This window comes from Tsukamurella sp. M9C, from assembly GCF_020169415.1.
Classification (GTDB): domain Bacteria; phylum Actinomycetota; class Actinomycetes; order Mycobacteriales; family Mycobacteriaceae; genus Tsukamurella.
In genome coordinates this window covers 1-23,512 of sequence record NZ_JAIULG010000006.1, presented here as the reverse complement: position 1 = coordinate 23,512, position 23,512 = coordinate 1, and the positions used below count along the sequence as shown (strand labels likewise).

At 71.8% G+C, this 23,512-nt stretch carries 24 protein-coding genes and 5 tRNA genes; 9 read left to right on the top strand and 20 right to left on the bottom strand.

All coding sequences use genetic code 11. The features are described from left to right. Positions 1-8 precede the first annotated feature (8 nt). Positions 9-1,943: a 1-deoxy-D-xylulose-5-phosphate synthase gene (gene dxs, locus LB823_RS05215; protein WP_224645704.1), complete on the top strand. Its 1,935-nt coding sequence runs from the start codon at positions 9-11 to the stop codon at positions 1,941-1,943. Positions 1,944-1,959: 16 nt separating this feature from the next. Here dxs and LB823_RS05210 read toward each other — a convergent pair whose 3' ends face one another. Next, the gene (locus LB823_RS05210; RefSeq protein ID WP_224645703.1) at positions 1,960-3,180 is read right to left on the bottom strand and encodes an HRDC domain-containing protein; all 1,221 of its coding nucleotides are present in this window, start codon (positions 3,178-3,180) and stop codon (positions 1,960-1,962) included. An 8-nt stretch (positions 3,181-3,188) separates the two neighbouring features. Then, positions 3,189-3,806 (bottom strand): DUF3000 domain-containing protein, encoded by a 618-nt coding sequence (locus LB823_RS05205; protein WP_224645702.1) that lies wholly within the window; start codon positions 3,804-3,806, stop codon positions 3,189-3,191. 95 nt (positions 3,807-3,901) lie between these two features. On the opposite strand from LB823_RS05205, the gene hemE reads away from it, so the two are divergent. The 3 genes from hemE to hemQ are packed head-to-tail and all read left to right on the top strand — an operon-like array spanning position 3,902 to position 6,972. Continuing rightward, entirely contained in the window at positions 3,902-4,975 is a 1,074-nt protein-coding gene (gene hemE / locus LB823_RS05200) for a uroporphyrinogen decarboxylase (protein WP_224645701.1), read from the top strand. After that, entirely contained in the window at positions 4,972-6,237 is a 1,266-nt protein-coding gene (hemG, locus tag LB823_RS05195; RefSeq protein ID WP_224645700.1) for a protoporphyrinogen oxidase, read from the top strand. The genes hemE and hemG overlap by 4 nt, the downstream gene beginning before the upstream one ends. Before the next feature lie 33 nt (positions 6,238-6,270). Then, positions 6,271-6,972, top strand: a complete 702-nt coding sequence (hemQ, locus tag LB823_RS05190; protein WP_224645699.1) for a hydrogen peroxide-dependent heme synthase — start codon at positions 6,271-6,273, stop codon at positions 6,970-6,972. Positions 6,973-6,990: 18 nt separating this feature from the next. Here the strand turns inward: hemQ and msrB are convergent, their stop codons facing one another. The 4 genes from msrB to LB823_RS05170 all read right to left on the bottom strand — a co-directional run bounded on the left by msrB (position 6,991) and on the right by LB823_RS05170 (position 10,960). Then, positions 6,991-7,416 carry a peptide-methionine (R)-S-oxide reductase MsrB gene (gene msrB / locus LB823_RS05185; RefSeq protein ID WP_224645698.1) on the bottom strand — a complete coding sequence of 142 codons (426 nt, stop codon included), beginning with the start codon at positions 7,414-7,416 and terminating at the stop codon, positions 6,991-6,993. Between the two features lie 9 nt (positions 7,417-7,425). After that, positions 7,426-8,685: a glycosyltransferase family 87 protein gene (locus LB823_RS05180; RefSeq protein WP_224645697.1), complete on the bottom strand. Its 1,260-nt coding sequence runs from the start codon at positions 8,683-8,685 to the stop codon at positions 7,426-7,428. A gap of 73 nt (positions 8,686-8,758) precedes the next feature. Then, positions 8,759-10,312 carry an alpha/beta fold hydrolase gene (locus LB823_RS05175; RefSeq protein ID WP_224645696.1) on the bottom strand — a complete coding sequence of 518 codons (1,554 nt, stop codon included), beginning with the start codon at positions 10,310-10,312 and terminating at the stop codon, positions 8,759-8,761. Between the two features lie 36 nt (positions 10,313-10,348). Then, positions 10,349-10,960: a dihydrofolate reductase family protein gene (locus LB823_RS05170; RefSeq protein WP_224645695.1), complete on the bottom strand. Its 612-nt coding sequence runs from the start codon at positions 10,958-10,960 to the stop codon at positions 10,349-10,351. 59 nt (positions 10,961-11,019) lie between these two features. On the opposite strand from LB823_RS05170, the gene zapE reads away from it, so the two are divergent. Next, the gene (gene zapE / locus LB823_RS05165; RefSeq protein WP_224645694.1) at positions 11,020-12,045 is read left to right on the top strand and encodes a cell division protein ZapE; all 1,026 of its coding nucleotides are present in this window, start codon (positions 11,020-11,022) and stop codon (positions 12,043-12,045) included. Between the two features lie 227 nt (positions 12,046-12,272). Here zapE and LB823_RS05160 read toward each other — a convergent pair whose 3' ends face one another. From LB823_RS05160 to LB823_RS05150, 3 genes are read right to left on the bottom strand one after another with little or no spacing between them, the layout of a single operon-like run. Next, positions 12,273-12,578 (bottom strand): metal-sensitive transcriptional regulator, encoded by a 306-nt coding sequence (locus tag LB823_RS05160; RefSeq protein ID WP_304941267.1) that lies wholly within the window; start codon positions 12,576-12,578, stop codon positions 12,273-12,275. 5 nt (positions 12,579-12,583) lie between these two features. Then, entirely contained in the window at positions 12,584-14,779 is a 2,196-nt protein-coding gene (locus LB823_RS05155) for a heavy metal translocating P-type ATPase (protein WP_224645793.1), read from the bottom strand. 43 nt (positions 14,780-14,822) lie between these two features. Continuing rightward, positions 14,823-14,969: a hypothetical protein gene (locus LB823_RS05150; protein WP_224645693.1), complete on the bottom strand. Its 147-nt coding sequence runs from the start codon at positions 14,967-14,969 to the stop codon at positions 14,823-14,825. A 138-nt stretch (positions 14,970-15,107) separates the two neighbouring features. On the opposite strand from LB823_RS05150, the gene LB823_RS05145 reads away from it, so the two are divergent. Both LB823_RS05145 and LB823_RS05140 read left to right on the top strand, forming a co-directional pair. Beyond that, positions 15,108-15,281, top strand: coding sequence for a hypothetical protein (locus tag LB823_RS05145; protein WP_224645692.1), 174 nt, complete (start codon positions 15,108-15,110; stop codon positions 15,279-15,281). A gap of 7 nt (positions 15,282-15,288) precedes the next feature. Then, positions 15,289-15,807, top strand: coding sequence for a CGNR zinc finger domain-containing protein (locus LB823_RS05140; RefSeq protein ID WP_224645691.1), 519 nt, complete (start codon positions 15,289-15,291; stop codon positions 15,805-15,807). An 18-nt stretch (positions 15,808-15,825) separates the two neighbouring features. On the opposite strand, the gene LB823_RS05135 is transcribed toward LB823_RS05140, so the two are convergent. The 8 genes from LB823_RS05135 to LB823_RS05100 all read right to left on the bottom strand — a co-directional run bounded on the left by LB823_RS05135 (position 15,826) and on the right by LB823_RS05100 (position 21,567). Continuing rightward, positions 15,826-17,388, bottom strand: a complete 1,563-nt coding sequence (locus LB823_RS05135; protein ID WP_224645690.1) for an acyl-CoA carboxylase subunit beta — start codon at positions 17,386-17,388, stop codon at positions 15,826-15,828. A gap of 83 nt (positions 17,389-17,471) precedes the next feature. Continuing rightward, the gene (locus tag LB823_RS05130; protein ID WP_224645689.1) at positions 17,472-17,771 is read right to left on the bottom strand and encodes a hypothetical protein; all 300 of its coding nucleotides are present in this window, start codon (positions 17,769-17,771) and stop codon (positions 17,472-17,474) included. Positions 17,772-17,843: 72 nt separating this feature from the next. Further along, the gene (yidC, locus tag LB823_RS05125) at positions 17,844-18,704 is read right to left on the bottom strand and encodes a membrane protein insertase YidC (RefSeq protein WP_224645688.1); all 861 of its coding nucleotides are present in this window, start codon (positions 18,702-18,704) and stop codon (positions 17,844-17,846) included. Positions 18,705-18,798: 94 nt separating this feature from the next. Further along, a complete protein-coding gene (locus LB823_RS05120; protein WP_224645687.1) occupies positions 18,799-19,116 on the bottom strand; it encodes a DUF6412 domain-containing protein in 318 nt (105 codons plus the stop codon). A 62-nt stretch (positions 19,117-19,178) separates the two neighbouring features. Further along, positions 19,179-19,250: transfer RNA gene (locus LB823_RS05115), tRNA-Gly, on the bottom strand. Between the two features lie 64 nt (positions 19,251-19,314). Further along, positions 19,315-20,286 (bottom strand): NAD(P)H-quinone oxidoreductase, encoded by a 972-nt coding sequence (locus LB823_RS05110; protein ID WP_224645792.1) that lies wholly within the window; start codon positions 20,284-20,286, stop codon positions 19,315-19,317. A 50-nt stretch (positions 20,287-20,336) separates the two neighbouring features. Then, on the bottom strand, positions 20,337-21,242 hold the full coding sequence (locus LB823_RS05105) for an acetoacetate decarboxylase family protein (RefSeq protein ID WP_224645686.1): 906 nt from the start codon (positions 21,240-21,242) through the stop codon (positions 20,337-20,339). A gap of 91 nt (positions 21,243-21,333) precedes the next feature. After that, positions 21,334-21,567 (bottom strand): hypothetical protein, encoded by a 234-nt coding sequence (locus LB823_RS05100; protein ID WP_224645685.1) that lies wholly within the window; start codon positions 21,565-21,567, stop codon positions 21,334-21,336. Between the two features lie 484 nt (positions 21,568-22,051). Here LB823_RS05100 and LB823_RS05095 point away from each other — a divergent pair, with 484 nt between their 5' ends. Beyond that, a complete protein-coding gene (locus tag LB823_RS05095; protein ID WP_224645684.1) occupies positions 22,052-22,543 on the top strand; it encodes a hypothetical protein in 492 nt (163 codons plus the stop codon). 69 nt (positions 22,544-22,612) lie between these two features. Here LB823_RS05095 and LB823_RS05090 read toward each other — a convergent pair. From LB823_RS05090 to LB823_RS05080, 3 genes are all read right to left on the bottom strand, one after another. Beyond that, positions 22,613-22,687: transfer RNA gene (locus tag LB823_RS05090), tRNA-Val, on the bottom strand. A 49-nt stretch (positions 22,688-22,736) separates the two neighbouring features. After that, positions 22,737-22,810: transfer RNA gene (locus tag LB823_RS05085), tRNA-Cys, on the bottom strand. Between the two features lie 17 nt (positions 22,811-22,827). Continuing rightward, a tRNA-Gly gene (locus tag LB823_RS05080) sits at positions 22,828-22,900 on the bottom strand. 259 nt (positions 22,901-23,159) lie between these two features. Between LB823_RS05080 and LB823_RS05075 the strand changes: the two genes are divergently transcribed. Beyond that, a tRNA-Val gene (locus tag LB823_RS05075) sits at positions 23,160-23,231 on the top strand. Positions 23,232-23,512: the final 281 nt, after the last annotated feature.

Sequence of the window (23,512 nt, the reverse complement as noted above, 5' to 3'; positions counted from 1 at the left end):
CGAGGGATATGAACCTGCTGCGCACCATCGAGTCCCCACGCGACCTGCGTCGGCTGGACCAGGATCAGCTCACCGAGCTGGCCGGGGAGATCCGTGACTTCCTCGTGGAGAAGGTCTCGGCGACCGGTGGGCACCTCGGCCCGAACCTGGGCGTCGTCGAGCTGACGATGGCGATCCACCGCGTGTTCGATTCGCCGACCGACCCGGTGCTCTTCGACACGGGCCATCAGGCGTACGTGCACAAGATCCTCACGGGCAGGCGCGACGGTTTCGACACCCTGCGTCAGGCCGGCGGCCTGTCCGGGTACCCGTGTCGCGCGGAGTCCGAGCACGACTGGGTCGAGTCCTCGCACGCGTCGGCGGCCCTGAGCTACGCCGACGGCCTGGCGAAGGCCTTCGCTCTCAAGGGCGAGCAGCGCACCGTCGTGGCCGTGGTCGGCGACGGCGCTCTGACCGGCGGTATGTGCTGGGAGGCGCTCAACAACATCGCGGCGTCGGACCGCCCCGTCGTCATCGTGGTCAACGACAACGGCCGCTCCTACGCGCCCACGATCGGCGGCCTCGCGACGCACCTGTCGGGCCTGCGCACGCAGCCGGAGTACGAGCGACTGCTCGGCGAGGCGCGGGCGCGACTGCGGAAGATGCCCGTGGTCGGCGAGCCCGCGTACTCGTTCCTGCACGGCATGAAGGCCGGCATCAAGGACATGGTGAGCCCGCAGGCGCTGTTCGCGGACCTGGGCCTCAAGTACGTCGGCCCCATCGACGGGCACGACGAGCTGGCCCTCGAGGCGGCCCTGCGCCGCGCCAAGGATTTCGGCGGCCCCGTCGTCGTGCACGCGCTCACCCGCAAGGGGAACGGCTACGAGCACGCCGAGAACCACGAGGCCGACCAGATGCACGGTATCGGCGTGATCGACCCCGCCACCGGCCTGCCGGTCGGGGGTGCCGCCGGCGCCCGCGACTGGACCTCGGTCTTCGCGGAGGAGCTGGTCGCGCACGGCGAGCGCCGAGACGACGTGGTCGCCATCACCGGCGCCATGGCGGAGCCGACGGGCGTCGCGGACTTCGGCCGCAAGTTCCCCGACCGCATGTACGACGTGGGCATCGCCGAGCAGCACGCCCTGACCTCCGCCGCCGGTCTCGCGCTGGGCGGCATGCACCCCGTGGTCGCCCTGTACGCCACGTTCCTCAACCGTGCGTTCGACCAGCTGCTCATGGACGTCGCGCTGCTCGGCCAGGGCGTCACCGTCGTCCTGGACCGCTCCGGTGTCACCGGGCCGGACGGCGCGAGCCACCACGGCATGTGGGACCTCTCGCTCGCCGCGATCGTCCCGGGCCTGCGCGCCGCGGTGCCCCGCGACGCGGCCCGTCTCCGCGAGGAGTTCGCCGAGGCCCTCGCCGTCGACGATGCTCCGACCCTGATCCGCTACGGCAAGGGTGCGGTGCCCGCCGACCTGGAGGCCGTGCGCCGCCTGCCCGACGGTGCCGATGTGCTCGTCGAGGACGGCGACGGCGCCGCGGACGTGCTGATCGTGGCGGTCGGTGCCTTCGCCCACGTCGCGGTCGACGTGGCGACGCGCCTGCGCGATCAGGGCATCTCGGCGACCGTCGTCGATCCGCGGTGGGTGCTGCCGGTGCCGGGGTCGATCGTCGACCTGGCCCGTGCGCACCAGCTGGTCGTCACGCTCGAGGACAACGGCGTCGCGGGCGGCATCGGTGCGTCCGTGACCGCCGCGCTGCAGCGCGCCGAGGTCGACGTGCCGACGCGCGTCCTCGGCATCGAGCAGAGCTTCCTCGATCACGCCTCCCGCGGCGAGATCCTCACCGACCTGGGGCTCACCCCGTCGGAGATCGCCTTCCGGATCACCGGCTGGGCCACCGCGTGCGCCCACGTGACGGTGCCCGCCGAGAAGGCGCAGGCAACGCCGGAACAGGTCCGCTGACGCGGGTCCGGATCGGTCAGGCGGAGGCGAGCGCGGCCGCGACGGCGGCGACCGTCAGCCGCCGCTGCCAGTTCCGCGCGCCCGAGGCGGCGAGGGCGTCCTCGACGGCGTCGGAGCCGCGAGCAGTGCCGTCCCAGCACAACTGACGGACGGCGTCGGTCGGAAGCAGGTTCTCCACCGGCACCGCCACCTCGTCGGAGATCTCGGCCAACGCGGCGCGGACCTTGGCGAGGCGCTCGGCGGCCTCGGGGTTCGACTTCGCCCACCGGTTGTTCGCGGGCACTCCGTTGCGGGGGCCGTGCAGCGGGGGGAGCGAGGCATCGGGGAGGGCGTTGGCCCGGTGGATCGCCGCGAGCCAACGCTTCGCCGACCGTCGCATCCGCGGTCCGCCGAAGACCGGCAGCGCCGTCAGCTCCGCCTCGGTGGTGGGATTCTTGCCCGCGGCGTTGACGATCGCGGCGTCCGGGAGGGTGCGCCCCGGAGCGACGTTGCGCTGCTCGGCCATCTCGTCGCGGGCCATCCAGAGCTCCCGCGCGCGGGCCAGCTGACGCCGGTTGCGCAGCGTGCTCAGGCCCGAGAGGCGGCGCCACGGATCGGGCTTGGGCGCCGGGTCCGGGCGGGTGCGCTCGTACTCGAACTCCTCGAGCGCCCACTCCAGCTTCCCGGCGTCCTCGAGCCGCTCGTAGGCCTCGTCGCGCAGGTCGACCAGCACCTCGACGTCGAGCGCCGCGTAGTTGAGCCAGTCGTGCGGCAGCGGACGGGTGCTCCAGTCGGCGGCGCCGTGCCCCTTCGCCAGCGCGTAGCCGGTGTACTCGGAGGTCATCGCCGCGAGGTTCACCCGCGGCGCGCCCAGCAGGCGGCCGGCGAGCTCCGTGTCGAACAGCTCGTCGCACTCGAAGCCGTCGTCCCGCAGGCACGGCAGGTCCTGGTCGGCGGCGTGCAGCACCCACTCGACACCGCGCATCGCCTCGATCACCGGCGCGAGGCCCTCGGGCTCGTGGATCGGGTCGAGCAGGAACAGCCCGGAGCCGGACCGCTTGATCTGGATCAGGTAGGCGCGCGAGGAGTAGGTGAAGCCCGATGCGCGCTCGGTGTCGACGGCGACGGGGCCCGTGCCCCGGCGCAGCGCGGCCGCGCACGCCGCGAACTCCTCGACGGTGGTGAGGGGCTCGGGGACGCCCTCGGCGGGTTCGGTGAGCGGAATCCCGGGGACCGGTTCCGACGAGGCCTTGCCCACGGCGGCGCCTACGCCGAGCCGAGCCGGGTGATACCGGCCGGGGGGAGCCCGGCGGCGGTCTCGAGCACCGCGCAGAAGGCCTCGACGTGGCCCGACAGGTCGTCGCCCAGCGGCGTCCACGAGGCCCGCAGCTCGAGCTGGTGGGCGCGCGGGGGGCCGGCGATGTCGCCGTAGCGCACGGATGCGGTCGCGGTGACCGTGCCGCCGAGCGCGGTCACCTCCTGGCCGCGCTCGGCGAGCGCGTCGGTCAGCCAGCTCCAGGCGACCTCGGGGAGCAGCGGATCCGACGCCAGGGACTCGTCGACCTCGGACTGCACGTACGCGACCAGCCGCATCAGGCCGTTCCACGCCTCGTGGCCGTGCGGGTCGTGGAGCAGGATCAGGCGCCCGAAGGTCTCGCCGTCGGAGTGCTCGGGCACCACATCGGTCTCGGGCGCGCGGACCTCGGCGCCGAGCGCGTAGCTGTACGGGGCGAGTCTCTGCGGGGGCCGGATGCTGCCGATCTCGATCTCGGGGCGGATCGTCGCCGTGTGCAGGGACTCGACGGCGACGCGGAACGACTCCGGCTCGGCGCCGCGCGTTCCCGTACCGCCCGCCGCTTCGTCACCCGTTCCTGGTTGGCTCACAAACCGTGACCGTAGCCGCTCGGAAGGCCTCACAGGCGGAGGCGCGCCGCGGGCCTCGGCCTGCGGGCGCGGAGGTCATGACATGATCGTTGACGATGAGTAACGAGGATCGATCGACGACGGCCGCGGCGACGGCGTACCCGCTGCTCGACGCGGCGGCGGGGCGCACTCCGGAGCACCGCCCGGTGTGGTTCATGCGGCAGGCCGGGCGCTCGCTGCCCGAGTACCGGAAGGTGCGCGAGGGGGTCGGCATGCTCGAGTCGTGCTTCCGCCCCGACCTGGTGTGCGAGATCACGCTGCAGCCGGTGCGCCGGCACCGCACCGATGCGGCGATCCTGTTCTCCGACATCGTGGTCCCGCTCAAGGCGGCCGGCATCGATCTCGACATCGTGAGCGGGATCGGCCCCGTCATCGAGCAGCCGATCCGGGACGCCGCGGCCGTCGCGGCCATGCCGAAGCTCGACGCGGCGCAGGTCGAGCCGATCGCCGAGGCCGTGCGGATGCTGCGCGGCGAGCTGCCCGCAGGCGTCGCGCTCATCGGCTTCTCGGGCGCGCCGTTCACGCTGGCCTCGTACCTCGTGGAGGGCGGGCCCAGCCGCAACCACGAGCGCACCAAGTCGCTGATGTACACCCAGCCTGAGACGTGGCACGCGTTGCTCGACGCGCTCGCCGACATCGCGATCACCTTCCTGCGGGTCCAGGCCGACGCCGGCGCGCAGGCCTTCCAGCTCTTCGACTCCTGGGCCGGCGCGCTCTCACTCGCCGACTACCGGCAGTACGTCCAGCCGCACTCCGCCCGCGTCTTCGCGGCGCTCCGCGAGAGCGCTCCGACGCTGCCCGCCTTCCACTTCGGGGTCGGCACGGGCGAGCTGCTCGGCGCCATGGGCGAGGCCGGCGCCGACGTCGTGGGCGTCGACTGGCGGGTCCCGCTCGACGTGGCCGCCGGCCGCGTCGGCCCCGGGAAGGCGTTGCAGGGCAACCTGGACCCCGCCACCCTGATGGCCGACCGCGACACCATCGACGCGCAGGTCCGGCGCGTGGTCGCCGACGCCGACGCGGCCCTCGCTGCGGGCGCCACCGGGCACGTCTTTAACCTCGGTCACGGAGTGCTCCCGTCGACCGACCCCGACGCGCTCACCCGCGTCGTCGAGCTGGTGCACGCGCTATGAGCAATGTCGCCGTCGTCGGGGCGGGCATCTCGGGACTGGTCGCGGCCCTGCGCCTGCAGGAGGCGGGCGCGCGCGTCACCGTCTTCGAATCGGGCAACCGCGTGGGCGGCAAGCTGCGCTCGGAGACCATCGGCGGGGAGCGCCTCGACGTGGGCGCCGAGGCCTTCGTGCGCCGCCGCCCCGAGGTGATCGACCTCGCGACCGAGCTCGGTCTCGCCGACCAGCTCGTCGAGCCCGCCGGGCGCCGCCCGGCCCTGTTCGCCGACGGTGCCCTCCGGGGAGGCTTCGGCCGCACGGTGATGGGCATCCCGGGCGACGCCGACGAAGTGCGGATCCCGTTGCGCTGGAACCCCGGCGCCGACGCGTCGATCGGCGCGCTGGTCCGCTCCCGGCTCGGCGACGAGGTCGTCGAGCGCAGCGTCGACCCGATGGTGGCGGGCGTCTTCGCCGCCCACGCCGACGATGTCTCGGTGCGCGCCGCGCTGCCCGCGCTGGCCGCCCGCCTCGACGAGGGCGCCGCATCGCTCGGCGAGGCCGTGCGCGACGTCCTCGGCGAGCCCGACGACAGCCCCGTCTTCGGCGCCTTCCGCGGCGGTTATCAGCAGCTGCTGGATGCGCTCGCCGAGCGGCTCGGCGACCGGATCATGCTCGGCGCGCCCGTGCCCGAGGTGCGGCCCGGCTGGAGCCTGCGCGGCTCGATGTTCGACGCGGTCGTGCTCGCGGTGCCCGCGCCGCAGGTGGGTCGCCTCGTCGGGCTGAGCCTGCCGGAGCTCGGCGCGGCCGTGGGGGCCATCCCGGCGGCCAGCTCGGCGCTGGTGACGATGCGGCTGCCCGAGGACGTCGAGCTGCCGGACCTCTCCGGCGTGCTGGTGGCGAGCCGCGAGCAGGTCAGCGCCAAGGCGCTGACGCTGTCGGGCCGCAAGTGGGATCACCTCCCCGGCGGCACGGTGCGGCTGTCCTTCGGGCGGCTCGGCGTCAGCCGGATCGTCGACGACGTCGACGCGGGACTGGTGGCCGCGGCGCGGGACGACCTCGCGAACGTGCTGGGGATCGCCGCAGAGCCGACCGCCACGCACGTGCAGCGCTGGTACGAGGGCATCCCCGTCTACCTTCCCGGCCACCGCGATACCCTCGCGGCGATCGAGGCGGCCACGCCGAAGGGACTCGCCCTCGCGGGCGCGTACTTCGACGGTGTCGGGGTGCCCGCGTGCATCGCCCGCGCGGAGGCCGCGGCCCAGCGGGTGCTGGCCGACCTGTCCTGAGTCGGTCCCGCGCGCGGGACTACGATCGACGGCATGGCCAAACTGGATTACGCGGAGCTCAATTCGACCGTCCGATACCTCATGTTCTCGGTGTTCTCGATCTCGCCGGGGGAGTTGGGCGACGACGAGCAGCGGGCCGCGGCGGCCACCGAGGCCGAGGCCTTCCTCGCGAAGATCCAGGAGGGCGACCTGGTGGTCCGCGGCGTGTACAACATCGCCGGGATGCGCGCCGACGCCGACTTCATGATCTGGTGGCACGCCGAGAAGCTCGAGGACCTGCAGGCCGCGTACAACGACTTCCGGCGCAGCACCGCGCTGGGACGCGCGAGCGCCCCGGTGTGGTCGAACACCGCGCTGCATCGTCCCGCGGAGTTCAACAAGAGCCACATTCCTGCGTTCCTCGCGGGGGAGGACCCCGGCGCGTACATCTGCGTCTACCCGTTCGTGCGCAGCCTCGAGTGGTACCTGCTGCCCGACGAGGAGCGCCGCAAGATGCTCGCCGATCACGGCCGCGCCGCGCGCGGCTACCCGGACGTGCGCGCGAACACCGTGCCCGCGTTCGCCCTCGGCGACTACGAGTGGCTGCTCGCCTTCGAGGCCCCCGAGATGCACCGCATCGTCGACCTGATGCGCGACCTCCGCGCCACCGAAGCGCGCCGGCACACCCGCGAGGAGACGCCGTTCTTCTCCGGGCCGCGAACGGACGTCCGCGCGCTCCTCACCGCTCTGCCGTGACGGTGGGCCGGGCGGGGCTCACGCCTCGTCCGGCTCCAGGCGCATGGAGATCGAGTTGATGCAGTAGCGGAGGTCGGTGGGGGTGTCGTAGCCCTCGCCCTCGAAGACGTGGCCCAGGTGGCTGCCGCAGTTGGCGCACAGCACCTCGACGCGCCGCATGCCGAGCGAGGTGTCCACCCGCTCGATGATCTTGTCGCCCGCGAGCGGCGAGAAGAACGACGGCCAGCCGCAGTGCGACTCGAACTTCGCGTCGGAGCGGAACAGCTCCTCGCCGCACGCGCGGCAGCGGTAGACGCCGGACGTCTTGGTGTCGGTGTACTCGCCGGTGAACGGCGCTTCGGTGCCCGCCTGCCGCAACACGCGGAACTCGGGCGCCGAGAGGCGCTGCCGCCACTCCGAATCGCTCAGCTGCAGTTTGGGCTTGGGAGTACTGGCCTCACTCATGCCTCCACGCTAACCGCGCGCGGCGGATGGTGCCAGCTCGTGCTTGCCGGGCTCCTCGTCGGGCGGGAGCGGCCGGTCGATGCCCTCGTCGAGGCGGTTCTCCGCCTTCGCGTCGAGGTAGCGGAAGAGCAGCACGCAGAACGGCACGATGATGAGCAGCGACCAGCCGAGGGTGCACTTGAGATACGCCAGCGAGCGCCCGAACGCGGGCCATTTGCCGGAGAGCCAGTTGTCGTAACTGAGGAAGCCGTAGACCGCGACCCAGGACACCCAGTTGCCCATCACCGAGCTGCGGTAGACCACCGTCATCAGCATCGGGAACAGCAGCATCGAGTAGTAGCCCTGTCCCAGCGAGCCGACGAGCCACGACATAGTCAGCAGAGTGCCGGTGGAGGTCGCCAGCCACAGCAGCTCGTTGCTCTTGCGGTAGTACTTCCAGAGCAGCCACAGCGTGACCAGGGCCATCACGACCACGGCCGCGCGGAGGAAGTAGTCCAGCCACGGGGGCAGCCCGAAGTACTGCGCGTTCCCGGCGATCGAGCTGTTGTAGTAGTCGCGTGCACCGCTGAGGTACGGCAGCGTCTTGTGGAAGAACTCCGTGCGGTCCGCGGAGAGCGCCATGCCCGCGCCCATCAGGACGACGGGGATGCCGATCGCCGTGATCAGCGTCTTCCACTGCCGGTTGACGATGATCAGGACGAGCATCACGGCGAGCAGCGGCTTCACCGCGAAGGACAGCCCGAGCGGGACGCCGGCCCAGAGGTCCTTCCGCTTGAGCAGCAGCGCCATCGCGGCCACCTCGGCGAGCAGGACGAAGCAGTTGAAGTTCGTGTAGACCAGCGTGCTGGTCACGGCCTCGGTGGTCACCGCGAAGAACAGCACCACCGGCGCGACCACGGAGTTCAGGCCGTAGCCGAACATCCGCAGCAGGATGTACAGGGCGAGCAGCAGCGCGACGGCGCTCAGTCCCACGAAGATGTAGCGCGCGGTCTCCGGGTCGAAGTATCCGAACGGCGCCATGAGCAGCGTGCCCGACGGCGGGTACAGGTAGTGCGGATCGACCGTGTCGTAGTTCTCGGTGTACACCGCCTCGTGGCGCAGGAAGCGCACCGCGGCCGCGTAGACCGTGGTGAAATCGTCGGTCTTGTTCCCGTTCGGGACCAGGACGATCAGCCGCTGCAGCAGCGTGAGCAGGGCGAGCGGCCACAGGATGGCCTTGACCACGAGGCCGGGATCGGACTTCATCCGGGCGAGGGCGACTGACGACACCGCTAAACCGTACCCAACGCCGCGGCGGCCGCCGGGAGGCCCGCCCGCCTCACGCGGCGCGCGGGGGCGCAGATCACGCGGGACAAGCGCGCGTCGACGGGGCGTCGAGGCGGTCCAGGTACCCGATCAGCGACTTCTGCACGCACGACGACCGGATCACGGCACCGTCGCCGATCCCGGCCCAGGTGACGGCCGAGGGCTGCGCGCCGACGACGGTGAGCTGGCCCGTCAGGGTGTCGAGCGCGGTGCGCGCGGTGAGCGGGTCGGCGGCGGAGGTGGCGACCGCCGCCTTGACCCCGAGGTCGGTGAGCTTCGGCGGCGCGGTCATCGTCGGCCAGGCCGCGCAGGTGCCGAGGTCGAGCGCGGTGGCGGCACCGAGCCGGAACTCGGGCCCCCACTTCCGCGCGGACGCGATGACCTGGTCGGGGGAGGCCTTGGTCACGGCGTCCGAGCACCGTCCGACGAACTGGCCGTCGGTGCCGAGGGCCTCGTCGGCGGTGCGGAGCAGGGCCCGCAGCGGCGCGGCGTCGCCGGAGCGGGCGCCTTGCAGCGCCGTCGCGAGGCGGGTGATGCGCGCGTCGCGGTCGCCCGGGCCGATCCCGAGGGTGACCACCACGGCCCGTCGGACGTCGGAGTCGGTGAAGGAACCCAACCGGCCCGCGGCCGCGTCGTCGATGATCCCGCGCACGGCGCCGGCCGGATCCGCGCCGAGGGCGCACGCCGGTCCGCACTGCTCGGCGAAGGCGTCGACCGTGGCGGAGGTTCCCCGCGCGGCGTCCTCGGCGCGCTGCAGCTCGGTGCCGCCGTACCGGACGGGGGAGTCGAGGATCAGGCGCGCGACCTGCTTCGGGTGCTCGGCCGCGTAGGCGAGGGCGGTGGTGGAGCCGTCGCCGACGGCGAGCAGCCCGAGCGCCGGGACGTTCCACGCGGTGCGCAGCTTCTCGAGGTCCTCCGCCGCGGCGGGCGCGGTGAAGTCGGAGATCGTGTCGGCGTACGCATCGCCGCACGTCGTCGACGCCTTCTGCGCGGACTCACCGATCTCCGCCACCCGTGCCTCGAGGCTCTGGCCCGCGGTGCCGCCGGTACGGAGCACGGACTGATCGCCGGCGGTACGGCAGGTGAGCGCCCCCGACGTCCCGATGCCGCGGCGTTCGACGGCGACCACCGGGCGGTTCGCCAGCACGGGGCTGTCGCCGGAGGCGAGGGTCGCCAGGGCGCGCTGTCCGGTGAACTCGGTCCCGCCCACCAGGACGAGCGGGGCCGCGGTGTCGGGGGTGCCGGGCACGCTGGCCCGCGTCACCGAGAGCTTGAGGGGCGCCTCCGCCTGGCCGACGCCGACGGTGAGCGTCGCGCACTCCAGGGTGGCGTTCGCCGCCGGCGGGGTGCCGTACCGCGTGGCGAGCCGGCTCGTGCAGTCCTGCCAGGCGAGCGGATCCTTCGCGGAGGCCTTCCACTCCGGGCCCTGGGGCGTGGTGTTCGCCGAGGCCGACGGTGCGCCGCCGCCCTTCCCGAAGTCGGTGACGTAGTCCGGGGTGGGCGCCGGGACCGGGGCGCAGGCGGACACGGCGACGATCGCGCCGACGGCGATCCCGGCGGCGGCGAGGGCTCGGGTGCGCGCGGAGGGCATGCCGTTCACAGTAACCAGATCACGGGGCGCGGGCCGTCAGCGCGCCCACCGCGTGTAGAGGAAGCCCTCGTCGTCGCCGAGGACCGGGCCGCGTCGCCAGTGGTCGAGCGGCAGGTCGGGTCCGCGGACGATCCGCGCGCCGTCGCCGCCCACGAGCACGGGCGCGACGGTCAGGCACAGCTCGTCGACGAGGCCCGCGGCGAGGAGCGCGCCGAGGACGCCCGGGCCGCCTTCCGCGAGGATCCGGCGGTGGCCGCGGGCGTACAGATCGTCGAGCACCGCGCGCAGGTCGACGGATCCGCCGTGGCCCGAGTAGACGATCGGTTCCGCGCCGCCCGCCGGGTACAGGCGGTCGGTGCGCGGGATGCTCCCGCGCGTCACGACCGCCAGCGCGGGGTGCGCGGGCGTGCCGTAGTCCTCGTCGCGCACCGTCGCCGCGCCCACGAGGACCACGTCGGCGGCGGCGCGGAGGGCCCCGAACACCCGACGGTCGCCGTCGCCGCCCAGTCCGCCCGACCGGCCCGCCGCGGTGGACGATCCGTCGAGCGAGCAGATCATGTTGGCGCGCACGTACGGTCGGCCCTCCGCGAGCGGGTGCGCGTAGGCCAGGGCGAGGGCGGCGTCGTCCGCGGGCAGTGAGTCGATCACGTCACGACCGTAGCGCGGGATTTTTCGACCGCGACGACCAGCGGATATCATCACGACTCATGACGCTGCATCTCGTGGATCGCAACCCGACGGTGACGCCGGAGCAGATGGTGGAGCAGCTCGTTCCGCCGGAGATGTTCAGCGAGGTCAGCTTCGACAGCTACATCCCGGACCCGAACGAGCCCACCCAGGCCGCCGCGGTCCAGACGGGCCGGGCCTTCGTCGCGGACGTGGTCAAGCTCTCCAAGCAGCGGAACAAGAAGGGCCTGTTCGGGCGCAAGAGCACGCCGCCGCACGGCGTGGGCCTCTATCTCGACGGCGGGTTCGGCGTCGGCAAGACCCACCTCCTGGCGTCGATCTTCCACAGCGTCCCGTCGCCGAAGTCCTTCGGCACCTTCGTCGAGTACACCCACCTGGTCGGCGCGCTCGGCTTCAACCAGTGCGTCGAGTACTTGGCGAACCACAGCGTCATCTGCATCGACGAGTTCGAGCTCGACGATCCGGGCGACACGATGGTGATGTCGCGGCTGCTGACCGAGCTGGCCGCGCGCGGCGTGTCGATCGTCGCCACGTCGAACACCCTGCCGGGGCAGCTGGGCGAGGGCCGGTTCGCCGCGCAGGACTTCCTCCGCGAGATCAACAAGCTCAGCTCGGTGTTCCAGTCGGTGCGTGTCGACGGTCCCGACTACCGGCACCGCGACCTGCCGCCCGCGCCCGACCCGCTCACCGACGAGGAGCTCGTCGCGGTCGCCGAGGCCGATCCGACCGCCACGCTCGACGACTTCGACGCGCTGTCGGACCACCTGTCCAAGCTGCACCCGTCGCGGTACAAGCAGCTGGTGGAGGGGATCTCCAAGGTCTGCATCCGCGGGGTGCATCCGGCCGACAACCAGACCGTCGCGCTGCGCATCGTGGTGCTCGCGGACCGGCTCTACGACGCCGGGATCCCGGTGCTCGTTTCGGGCGCGAAGCTCGACGAGATCTTCACCCCGGAGATGCTCGCCGGCGGTTACCGGAAGAAGTACCTGCGCGCGACGTCGCGCCTGCTCGCGCTGTCGCGCTTCGCCTCCGCCGACGCGCGATAGCCCCAAGCAGACGGGCTCCAGCCCGAAGCGACGGGCTATAGCCCCGAACACACCAACACCCGCCCGGTGATGTGTGGGCCGGGCGGGTGCATGGGTGAGGGTGTCGGAGTGTGAGACGCGTCTCACTTCGCTGACAACAGTCACTGTACGGGAACGCTTTGCTGCGGGGAAGAAGGTTCGCGCATTCCGACGGGCGGAACTGTGACTCCGCAACGTGCGCGAGTGGTTCAGCGCGTGAACCGGGCGATCGCGTCCGTCGCCTCCTTGAGCTTGGCCGCGGTCTCCGCCTCGTCGCCCGAGCGGGCCGCGTCGACGACGCAGTGGCTCATGTGGTCCTCCAGGAGGCCGAGCCCGACGGCCTGGAGCGCCTTGGTCATGGCGGAGACCTGCGTGAGGATGTCGATGCAGTACTTCTCCTCCTCGACCATCCGTTGCAGGCCCCGGGCCTGTCCCTCGATGCGGCGCAGCCGCTTGAGGTACTCGTCCTTGTCGGACATGTAGCCGTGGTGCGCGTGGCCGGCGTCGGTGGTCATGGGGATCAGTATCCCTTCTGGGGTCGGAAACTCCGCAGCCGCAGGCTGTTGCTGACCACGAAGACGGAGGACAGGGCCATTGCGGCGCCGGCGAGCATGGGGTTGAGCAACCCGGCCGCGGCCAGGGGTAGCGCCGCCACGTTGTAGGCGAAGGCCCAGAACAGGTTGGCCTTGATCGTGCTCAGCGTGCGGCGCGAGAGCCGGATCGCGTCGACGACGGTGCTCAGGTCGCCGCTGACCAGGGTGAGGTCGGCCGCCTCGATCGCGGCGTCGGTGCCCGTGCCCATGGCGATGCCCAGGTCGGCGGTCGCGAGGGCCGCAGCGTCGTTGACGCCGTCGCCGACCATCGCCACGGCCCGGCCCTGTGCCTGGAGCCGACGCACCGCGTCCACCTTCTGCGCCGGCAGCACGTCGGCGATCACCTCGTCGACCCCGACCTGCGCCGCGACGAACCGCGCCGCGGGCTCGTTGTCGCCGGTGAGCATGATCGGGCGCAGCCCCAGGCCGCGGAGCCGCGCGATCGCCTCGCGCGAGGTGGCCTTGACCTCGTCGGAGACCACGAGCACGCCGCGGGCGGCGCCGTCCCAGCCGACGGCGATCGGGGTCTGTCCCCGGAGCTGGGCCTCGTCGAACGCGGCGCGCAGGTCGTCGGGCAGGGGCATCGCTGCCTCGTCGAGCAGGCTCGGGCGCCCGACCGTGACGGCGCGCCCGCCGACGACCCCGCGCACGCCGAGCCCGGGCACGGCGACGAAGTCGTCCACGGCGCCGACGGGTGCGGGGGCGGCCCCGACGACGGCGCGGGCGATCGGGTGTTCGGAGGCCGCCTCGAGCGCGGCGGCGACGGCGAGCACGTCGTCGTCGGTCTCGCCGGGGGAGACGTGCACGGCCTGCAGGGTCATGACGCCGGTGGTGACGGTCCCGGTCTTGTCGAGCACGACGGTATCGACGGCGCGGGTGTGCTCCAGCGCCTCGGGGCCCTTGATGAGGATGCCGAGCTGGGCGCCGCGGCCCGTGCCGACGAGCAGGGCCGTCGGAGTGGCCAGGCCGAGGGCGCAGGGGCACGCGATGATGAGCACCGAGACGGCGGCCGTGAGCGCCATCGACGCGGGCTGCCCGGTGCCGAGCCAGAAGCCCAGGGAGCCGACGGCTATCGCGAGGACGATCGGCACGAAGACACCGGAGATCCGGTCGGCGAGCCGCTGCGCCTTGGCCTTCCCCGCCTGCGCGTCCTCGACGAGGCGGCCCATCTGCGCGAGCTGGGTATCGGCGCCGACGCGGGTGGCGCGCACCACGAGGCGGCCGCCGGCGTTGACCGTCGCGCCGGTCACCGGATCGCCGGCGCGCACCTCGACGGGCGTCGCCTCACCCGTGAGCATCGAGGCGTCGACGGCGGACCGGCCGGCGACGACGACCCCGTCGGTCGCGACCTTCTCGCCCGGCCGCACGACGAACTCGTCGCCCACCGCGAGCGCGCCGATGGGGACGAGAGTCTCGACGCCGTCCCGGAGCACCGTCGCGTCCTTGGCGCCGAGCTCCAGCAGGGCGCGCAGCGCCGCCCCGGCCTGCCGCTTGCTCCTCGCCTCGAAGTAGCGTCCGGCCAGGATGAACGTGGTGACGCCGGCTGCCGCCTCCAGGTAGATGTTCGCGGTGCCGTCCATCCGCTCGATAGTGAACGTGAAGGGGTGCGTCATGCCGGTGACGCCGGCGGCGCCCCAGAACAGCGCGTAGACCGACCACCCGAACGCGGCCAGGACGCCGATCGACACGAGGGTGTCCATGGTGGCGGTGCCGTGCTTGAGGTTGGCCCACGCGGCCCGGTGGAAGGGGAGCGCGCCCCACACCACCACCGGCGAGGCCAATGTCAGCGAGAGCCACTGCCAGTAGTCGAACTGCAGCGCGGGGATCATCGCCATGGCGATCACGGGGACGGTGAGCGCGGCGCTGATCAGCAGGCGGCGGCGCAGTGCGTCGGTTGGCTCATGGGTGCGTCCGGCGGGCTCGTCCTCGGCGCCGCCGCCCGGCGGCGCGGGCACGTGTGCGGCGTACCCCGCCTGCTCGACGGTGTCGATGAGGACGGCGGCATCGGTGCCCGCCGGGGCGAGCACGTGCGCCTTCTCCGTGGCGAAGTTGACCGTGGCGGTGACCCCGTCGAGCTTGTTCAGCTTGCGCTCGATACGGTTCGCGCACGACGCGCAGGTCATGCCCTCGATCGCGAGGTCGACCGCGGTCTCGGACGACCGGGCCTCAGTGGCCACCGTGGCCTCCCTCCGCCGTCGACGGTGCGCCGGCGTGCGGCCCGGGCCCCTCGGCCGGCGGCCCGACGGCGGCTCCCACGGCGAACGCGGCGGCGAAGACGACGGCCAGGCCGGCCGCGTATGCGCCTATCGTCACCAGGGGATTCATCGCCTCGCCCGCCTTTCGCATCAGTACACCCTACTATACCCCCCTAGGGTACGAGCGACGTGGTCGCGCGGACGCCCGCGATGTAATGGTTGAAACGTCGAATGAGCCGGTCGCACGCTGAACGGCATGAACGAGAACGAGACGCAGATCCACGCCTGGGAGACCGAATCCCACCACCCGACCAGCGAGGGGGTCGTGATGTACCAGCGCTGTGCCTGCGGCGCGTGGCGGATCAAACTCGTCGGCCGAACCGCCGAGGTGCCCGTGTCGCAGCCCGAGATCACCGCCCGAGCGGGATGATCGACGCGTGCAGTTCGACCACGACAACATGACCGGAGTACGGCTCTCCGTCGACCTGGTGAATCTTCGGGCCGACGGCGAGTGGACCCAGGACGCTGTCGCCGCCGTGCTGCGCGACCACGAGATCCGCCGGATCGAGCTGGACGACGGCGCGGTGAGCGGCCTCCATGACTGGGCCGAGTTGCTGCGCCCGCCCTTCCTCACGACGAACGTCGACGACCGGTGCGCCGCGGTGAACCGGCTCCTCGCGGACGGGACCGCGGGCATCTACCTCACCGCGCACGACGACTGGCGGCCGCACCTGCACTTCACCCCGGAGACCGAGTCCCTGCTGAGCCGGGTCAAGGCGGTCACCGCGGGCGGGCTCGCCGTCTTCACCACCGAGGCCGAGGGGGCGCGGCTGGGCGCCTGCGCCCGCGAGGGCTGCCCGAAGGTGTTCGCCGACACCAGCCGTGGCGGTCGGCAGTCGTACTGCTCGCCGCGCTGCGCCAACACCGACGCCGTGCGCAGGCATCGTCGGGCCTGACCGAGGCCGGACCGGGCACTAGATCGGCGAGATCGACCGCCGCTTCTGCGGCACCCTCGGCGGCCGGCGCCGCACCCGCCCCAGCGCCTCCGCGAGCATCGGCCGCGTGGCCGACGGGAGCACCACGTCGTCGATGCCGAAGCCGTCGGCCGCGAGCAGCGGGTCGACGTTCGCCTGGAACAGGGTGATGAGGTCGCCGCGCGCCTTCGCCGGGTCCGGCGCCGCCTCGTACTGCGAGCGGAAGGCGAGGTCGACGGCGCTCTCGATGGGGATCGCGCAGATCTCCGCGGTGGGCCACGCGAGCGAGAGATCGGCCTCGATGCTGCGCCCGCCGCCCATCGCGATGTACGCGGCGCCGTAGGCCTTGCGGGTCACGATCACGAAGCGCGGCACCGTCGCCGCGGACAGCTCGTAGCCGAGCCGCGCGCTGCGCCGCACCAGGTTCGTCTCCTCGGCGCCCGCGCCGACGAGGAAGCCGGGCAGGTCGATCAGGATCAGCAGCGGCAGCCCGAAGGTGTCGCACACCGCGATGAAGTGCGCCGCCTTCTCGCAGGCGTTGGCGTCGAGCGCGCCCGCGTGGAAGCGCGGCTGGTTCGCGACCACGCCCACCGGGCGGCCGTCGATCCGCGCGAAGGCGGTCACGATGTTCGGGGCGTGCAGCCGCTTGAGCTCGAAGACGGTGTCGATGTCGGCGATCGCCTCGATCACGTCCACCACGTCGTAGGCCTGGCGCATCGACGACGGGACAAGCGTGTCCAGTCCGTCGGCCGTGTCGCCGGGCTCGTACGGGCCGGGCGCGACCAGTGGCTCGTCGGCCGCGGACGCGGGTAGGTAGCTGAGGAAGGCGCGGATCGCGTCGACCGACTCCTGTTCGGTGTCGGTGACCACGTCGACGACGCCGCGCTCGGCCTGCAGATCGGCGCCGCCGATCTCGTCGTTGGTGAGGTTCTCTCCCGTCGCCGCCTGCACGAGCGGCGCGGAGGAGATGCCGATGGTGCCCATGCCCCGGACGATCGTGACGAAGTCGCAGCACGCCGAGATGTTCGCCGGCGCACCGAATCCGGGGCCCATCATCGCTGCCACCAGCGGCACGTGGCCGGACAGGTCGGCCAGGCGCAGCAGCAGCCGCGATCCCGGGGCGGCGAGGCGGGAGTCCAGCGCCTCCTGCATCCGGTGGCCGCCGCCGTCCATGAGCATGATCAGCGGGATCCCGTCGAGCAGCGCGCGCTCGGCGCAGCGGTCGAGCTTCGCCATGCCGGTGGCGCCGTTGCTACCGCCGAGCACGGTGAAGTCGAACGCCGCGATCGCCGCCGGCCGGCCGTCGATGTACCCGACGCCGGTCACGACGCCGTCGCCCGGCGCGACGAGGGGAGCGGCGCCCTGCTGCGCGGGGCCAGGGCCGGCCAGCGCGCCGAACTCGTGGAATCCGCCGTTCGCGAGCAGTGCCACCCGCTCGCGGGCGGTCATCTTGCCGCGGGCGTGCTGCTTGGCGACCTTCTCGGCGCGTGCCTCGTCGGAGACCGCCCGGTAGGCGGCGCGCACGCGGTCGTTCAGGGCCTGTTCCGGCGTGGGTTCACTCACAGTCGGAAGCTAGCAGGTGCCCAGGGACCGGTGGACAGCTGGCCGTATTCCGTCCATTCCCGCCGGTCCGGGAGTCGCGATCGTCAACCCGGCAGGGAGTCCCCGGGGAAGCTCATGCACGGGTACACCTCGCTGACCATCATCTCCGCCTGCACGCACGGATCCTCGGCGATGATCTCCTCGGCCCGATCGGTGGACACGGTCATGACCGCCATACCGGCCATGGCGTCGTCGAGGATCGGGCAGAGGATCGCGATCACGCCGTCGGCCCGCAGCGACACCATGCGCCGCTGGTGTTCGAGCTCGATCGCGGCGGCGCCGGCCTGCTCGCGCCGCGGACCCCAGCGGAGGATCAGCAGGCTGAACGGCTGCGCGGTCCTCATCAGGTCCTGAATCTGTTCGTCCGTCACCGTCGTGCCCACGGTCGCTCCTGCGCTGGTCGGATACCCCCGCCCTCACGCTACTGCGCGCGCCGCGCGCGCCTCGTCCCTTTCCAACACGCGATGCGTCAGATGCTGCTGGCCGTACGTCCACAGGTTGTTGGCCACCCAGTACAACAGGATCGCGACCGGCAGCACCGGCCCGGCGACGATGCTGCCCACCGGCATCACCCACAGCATGAGCTTGCGCATCACGTCGGCCTGCTGCGTGTTGGTCGGGTCGGCGATCTGGTGACTCAGCGAGAAGCGTGCGTTGATGTGCGTCGCGAGGCACGCGATGAGCATCAGGGGGATGGCGACGGCAGCGATCGTGGAGACGCTCGGCACGCCGCCGAACTGCGCGAACGACGCGAGCACGGTGTCCGAGCTCGACATGGACACCGAGATGGGTGCCCCGAACAGGCGGGCGCTGAGGAACGACTGGACGTCGTGTGCGGAGAAGACGTAGTTCGCTGTGTTCGCGTTCTGCTCGGGCGTGAGACCGAGCTGACCGAGCCCGGTTCCGGTGCGGTTGAACGAGCGGAGCACGTGGTACAGGCCGAAGAAGACGGGGATCTGCACCAGCGCGGGCAGGCAGCCGAGCAGCGGGCGCACCCCGTGATCGCGCTGGAGCTTCTGCGTCTCCACCGCCAGCTTCCGGGTGTCCTTCCCGTGCTTGCGCCGTAGCGCATCGAGCTGCGGTCGCAACTTCTGCAGGCGGCGACCGGTCCGCGCGGAGACGATGCCGGGCCATAGCAGCAGCGCGCGGACGGTGAAGACCAGGAAGATCACGGACAGGGCCCAGGCGACGCCGTTGTCGGCGCCGAGGACCGCGCCGAAGACGCGGTGCCAGGCCCAGAGGACGGCGGAGATCGGGTAGTAGACGACATCGAGCATGAACGAAGCACCTCACAGGCAGGTGCGCGCGCGAGTGGCCGCGACGCGCAGGGAAAGGGGATCTGCGTGTGCGGCGTGTGCCGGGAGGGAAGGGCTACGCCGCGGAGGCGACGAAGCCGGGTGCTCGAGGTCGACGGGGCCGCCCGGCCCCGTTGGGCATGGAGCTGCGGCGATAGGCGCCGCGGAGTCGTTGGTCCGGTTCGCGCCCGGTCCTCGGGCCCGACGGGGCGTGCTCGTCCCGGTCCGTGGCCGCACGACACAGCGCGGCGACGGCGATGGCGAGAGCGATGCCGACGAGGGCGGCGGCACCGTCGGACAGGGCGACGCCGGCGACGAACAGCGCGACCACCGCGATCCACGGCGCGGAGAGGTCGCCCCAGCGGGGGAGTCTCCGGAGCAGGTCGGCGGTCATGCCAGCCACAGTACGGGAGAAATGGCTGAAGCCCCGGCCGCGTACGCGGCCGGGGCTTCTTGAGCGGATGACGGGATTCGAACCCGCGACCCTCACCTTGGCAAGGTGATGCGCTACCACTGCGCTACATCCGCGTGCCCATCGGGCGAGCAACAAGTTACACGAAGGTTGCGCCCGGGCGCGAATCGGCTGGTGGCGTCAGGCTTCCCGCGGAAGGAGCAGGACCTTGCCGACGGAGTCCTTCGACTCGAGGAGGGCCTGTCCCTGCTCGGCATCGGCGAGGGGAAGGCGCGCGGAGATCACCGGCGCGATGAGGCCGCGCTCGACGAGCGGCCACTCGTCCGCCGCGACCGCGGCGACGATCTCGGCCTTCGATCCGGGCCCGGTCAAGGGCCGGTTCCGCACATTGAGGCCGATGACGCGGGCCCGCTTGCCGATGAGCGCGCCGACGTTCACCTCCCCGGTGAACCCGCCCTGCATTCCGATGATGACGAGGCGACCGCCGACGCCCAGCGCGTCGATGTTCCGCGGGAGGTAGCTGCCGCCCATGATGTCGAGGATCACATCGACCTGGCCGGCGAGCTCGGCCGCGAAGTCCTGTTCGCGGTAGTTGATCACGATGTCGGCGCCGAGCTCACGGCACCGCTGCGCCTTGCCCTCCGACCCGACGGTGACGGCCACCCGTGCGCCGAGCGCCTTCGCCACCTGGATCGCGTGGGTCCCGATGCCGCTGCCGCCGCCGTGCACGAGCAGGAGGTCGCCCTCCTTGAGGCCGGCGTCCATGACGATCGTGGACCAGACGGTGCTCGCGACCTCCGGCAGTGCGGCCGCGTCGATCAGCGAGATCCCGGCGGGGACGGGCAGCAGCTGCGCGGCCGGGACCACGGCGTACTCGGCGTAGCCGCCGCCCGCCATCAGTGCGCACACCTCGTCGCCCACTGCCGGGCCGCCGACTTCCGAGCCCAGCGCGACGACGGTGCCCGAGATCTCCATGCCCATGACGTCGGTGATGCCGGGCGGCGGCGGGTAGAGGCCCTGGCGCTGCATCAGGTCGGCGCGGTTGATCCCGGCCGCCTCGACACGGACCAGGACCTCTCCGGCGGCCGGGACAGGGGTGGGGATCTCGTCGACGACGAGGTTCTTCTCGTCGTCGACGACGATCGCGCGCATGGTCGTGGGGGTGGAGGTCATGGCGGGAGCCTTTCGATCGGGTGCGACGGTCAGCGGACGGAGAACGGGACGGGCATGTGCAGGGCCGCCTGTGCTCCAGTGTTCACGTCCAGCGCGATGGCGCGGACCGGCTTGAGCGAACGCAGGTCGTCGGACATGCGGCCCTCGCCGAGCGTGAGGTCGAAACCGCGCGGGAGCAGCGAGGTCCCGCTCGCGAGCAGGTTCGTCTGGTTCAGCGTCGAGAACCAGGCCCCCTCTCGCCGCGTGTAGGACGTGAGGGTCGAGACCTTCGCGCCGCTCGGGTGCCGCTTCTGTCGCGGGGTGCGGGCCGCGAAGGCGACGTCGACGCCGCCGTCGGCGTTGGCGACCCGGGCCGAGGTGCCCTGGGCGGTGATGTCGACGTCGAGCTCGGTGACCCATTTGGGGAAGCCGTAGCCGTCGTGCCCGCGGACCTGCGCGATCTCGGTGTTGACGGGGAGCGAGAGGACGTAGGAGTGCAGATGGTCGCCGCCGAGCGCGGAGGTGAGGTCCGCGACGCCCGGGCCGCCGTGGCGTGCCGGGCGGACCGCGACCCCGACGGCGGCCTCGGTGTAGAAGTCGATGTCGCAGACGTCGTAACCGAAGAACATGACCGAGGCGAGGCCCAGTCCTGGTGCGACCTCCAGCGGGGAGAGTTCCTCGGGGAGGCGCCGGCGGATCGCGCGGGTGGGGGCGAGCATGGTGAGTCGCGCGGAGGACATCGCGTAGTAGAAGTTCGGCGTGCGGGTGGCGCCGATGGGGGAGTCGACCCGCGCCTTGGGGAGCGTGCGGAAGAAGTCGACGCCGGGGACGCGCGGGTCGGCGGCGACCTCGTCGAGCGGGGTGTCCATCCGATACCGGTCGTAGAGGCCGTCCTTGGGGACGGTGACGGTACGCCCGCCCAGGTCGACCTGGACGCCGTCGGTTGCTGCGGTCATGTGAGCGATCCTCGCCTCGTTGATGTGTGCGGTGCTTACATGCGAGGGTATGACGCGATGTAAGCAGTGTCAACAAGGCGGGTGGGTCCGGCTACTTCCTGGGGTGTCCGAGATTGCGTCGGGCGTCGGCGAGGGCGCTCGAATGGAGGAACCGCTGGACGACGTCGGCGGACAGCAGGACTCGGTACGGCACCCCGAGTCGGGTGGCGAGGAGCCGGATCGGGTCGGATCCGCCGACCGACTGGCGGGCCGCCCAGATCAGTGCCGCCTGGATGCTCGGGAAGCCGGCGGGGCGGGCCCACGTATCCCACTTGGGTGCCGCCACGGCGCCCGTGCGCGCGCGGCGGGGATTGCGGGGGCGTCGGGGTGTTTCGTCGCTTTGGTCCGGTGTTCGCATTTGCATTCTCCCTCAACCTCTTTCGCGACCTGACGGGCCGCCGCTGCTGAATATCCACTCGCGCGAGGGGTGGCAGGCCGTTTTCCCGGGGTTGCGCGGGGTTGCATCCCGCAGTAGAGCAGCGCGTCGTGCGGTGGTCACGTGAGGTTGCGGCGCAAGGCGTTTCGTGGCGATGATCGTGTGATCGCAAATGTATGCTGCGCCCGGTCCGGTGGCGGAACCATCGATAGTGCTGCGGCGCAGGCTGGTTCGCGCTCAGGGGGTGCAAGCTCGGGTGTCATGGTGGGGCTGACCGGCTAGGATGGCGGTGCGCATCATGTCCGGCTGGAGATGGTGTCGATCAGATCGAACGTCGTTCCAGGGGCTGCAGCAGCTCGGCCCGTCGTGCACTGAGTGACCGGTGGGAGTGCCCGTGTCGACTCGAGTCCCCTCGCGTGCCCCTGACCGAGCCCTGCCCTGGAACGGGGCGTGCATAGCGCTGATCGCCGCCGCCGTCGCCACCGGGTTCATCGACGCGATCCCGGTCGAGGTGACGATCGGGCTGTGCGCCCTCGGCGTGGTGGCGGGTCTGGTCGGGGTGCTGTTGTACATCGCCCACCTCCTCGCGGGGTGGCGCACCTCGAGCTCGTCGAAGAGGGTGGATCCGACTGCCGCCCGGGATGCCGTGCCGGCGGACGCGAGCGCCGCAGAGCCTGCCCCGTCGACTGTCGCGGAGCCTGTCGCGGTGCAGGCTCGTCCCGAGCCCGAGCCCGAGCCCGAGCCCGAGCCCGAGCCCGAGCCCGAGCCCGAGCCCGAGCCCGAGCCCGAGCCCGTGGACGGTGCTGCAGGATCCGAAGAATCTGCTGACTCGACAGCGGCGCCGACTGCTCGGTGCTCGTGCCACGGGCTGCCCGTCACGGGCTGACTCGGTGTCAGGTGGTGGCGAGAGGTCCGGATAACGCAAGAAACCCCCTGCGAACAGGGGGTTTCTTGATGGTGCGCGATACTGGGATTGAACCAGTGACCTCTTCCGTGTCAGGGAAGCGCTCTCCCACTGAGCTAATCGCGCTTACATGAAGTGGCGCTCAGCCGCTCCGTTGCGGAGTGGCTGAGCGTGTTGGAGGCGGCGACGGGAATCGAACCCGTGTGCACGGCTTTGCAGGCCGTTGCCTCACCACTCGGCCACACCGCCACGGTAAGCCCACTTCGAGCGGATGACGGGATTCGAACCCGCGACCCTCACCTTGGCAAGGTGATGCGCTACCAACTGCGCTACATCCGCATTCGTCCGGACCGGCGCTCGAAAGCGCCTTTCCGGTGCGAGAGAGAACACTACGTGAACATCGCGCGCTCTGCCAAATCGCCTGGTCACCCTGTGTTTCGTGCGCAGTCGGCGTGGTGGGGCGCACCCTGGAACAGCGTCGACTTACGCGTTCGGACAGTAGTCGCAGGTGGGATACCCGATTACCCTTTCGCTCACCCGTCGTGTTAGTGTTCTCTCTCGTTCGCCTCCCTGGTAACACGGAGACGCGCACGAGTTCGGTCCTATGGCTCAGTGGGAGAGCGTCCCCTTCACACGGGGAAGGTCGCTGGTTCGATCCCAGCTAGGACCACCGAGAAACCGCCTGGTGACAGGCGGTTTTCTTCGTTTCTGGAGCGGTTCGCGCACGAAGTGCGCACAATCCTCGGCAGGCAATCTAGGCCGCTGTTGGCCACGCCTGGCAGAATGTGGACATGCCGCGATCCACGCGCGGCGTACGAGGCGGCCTCGCCGCCGCGTATCGGCTCGTGCGGGCTCCCAACGCCGGTCCGCCTGACCCCCGCCGTGGATGGGGCTGCAGGGGGTGCCACCGGCGGTTCTAGGAGACTGCCGTGCCCACCCCAACCCCTAAGC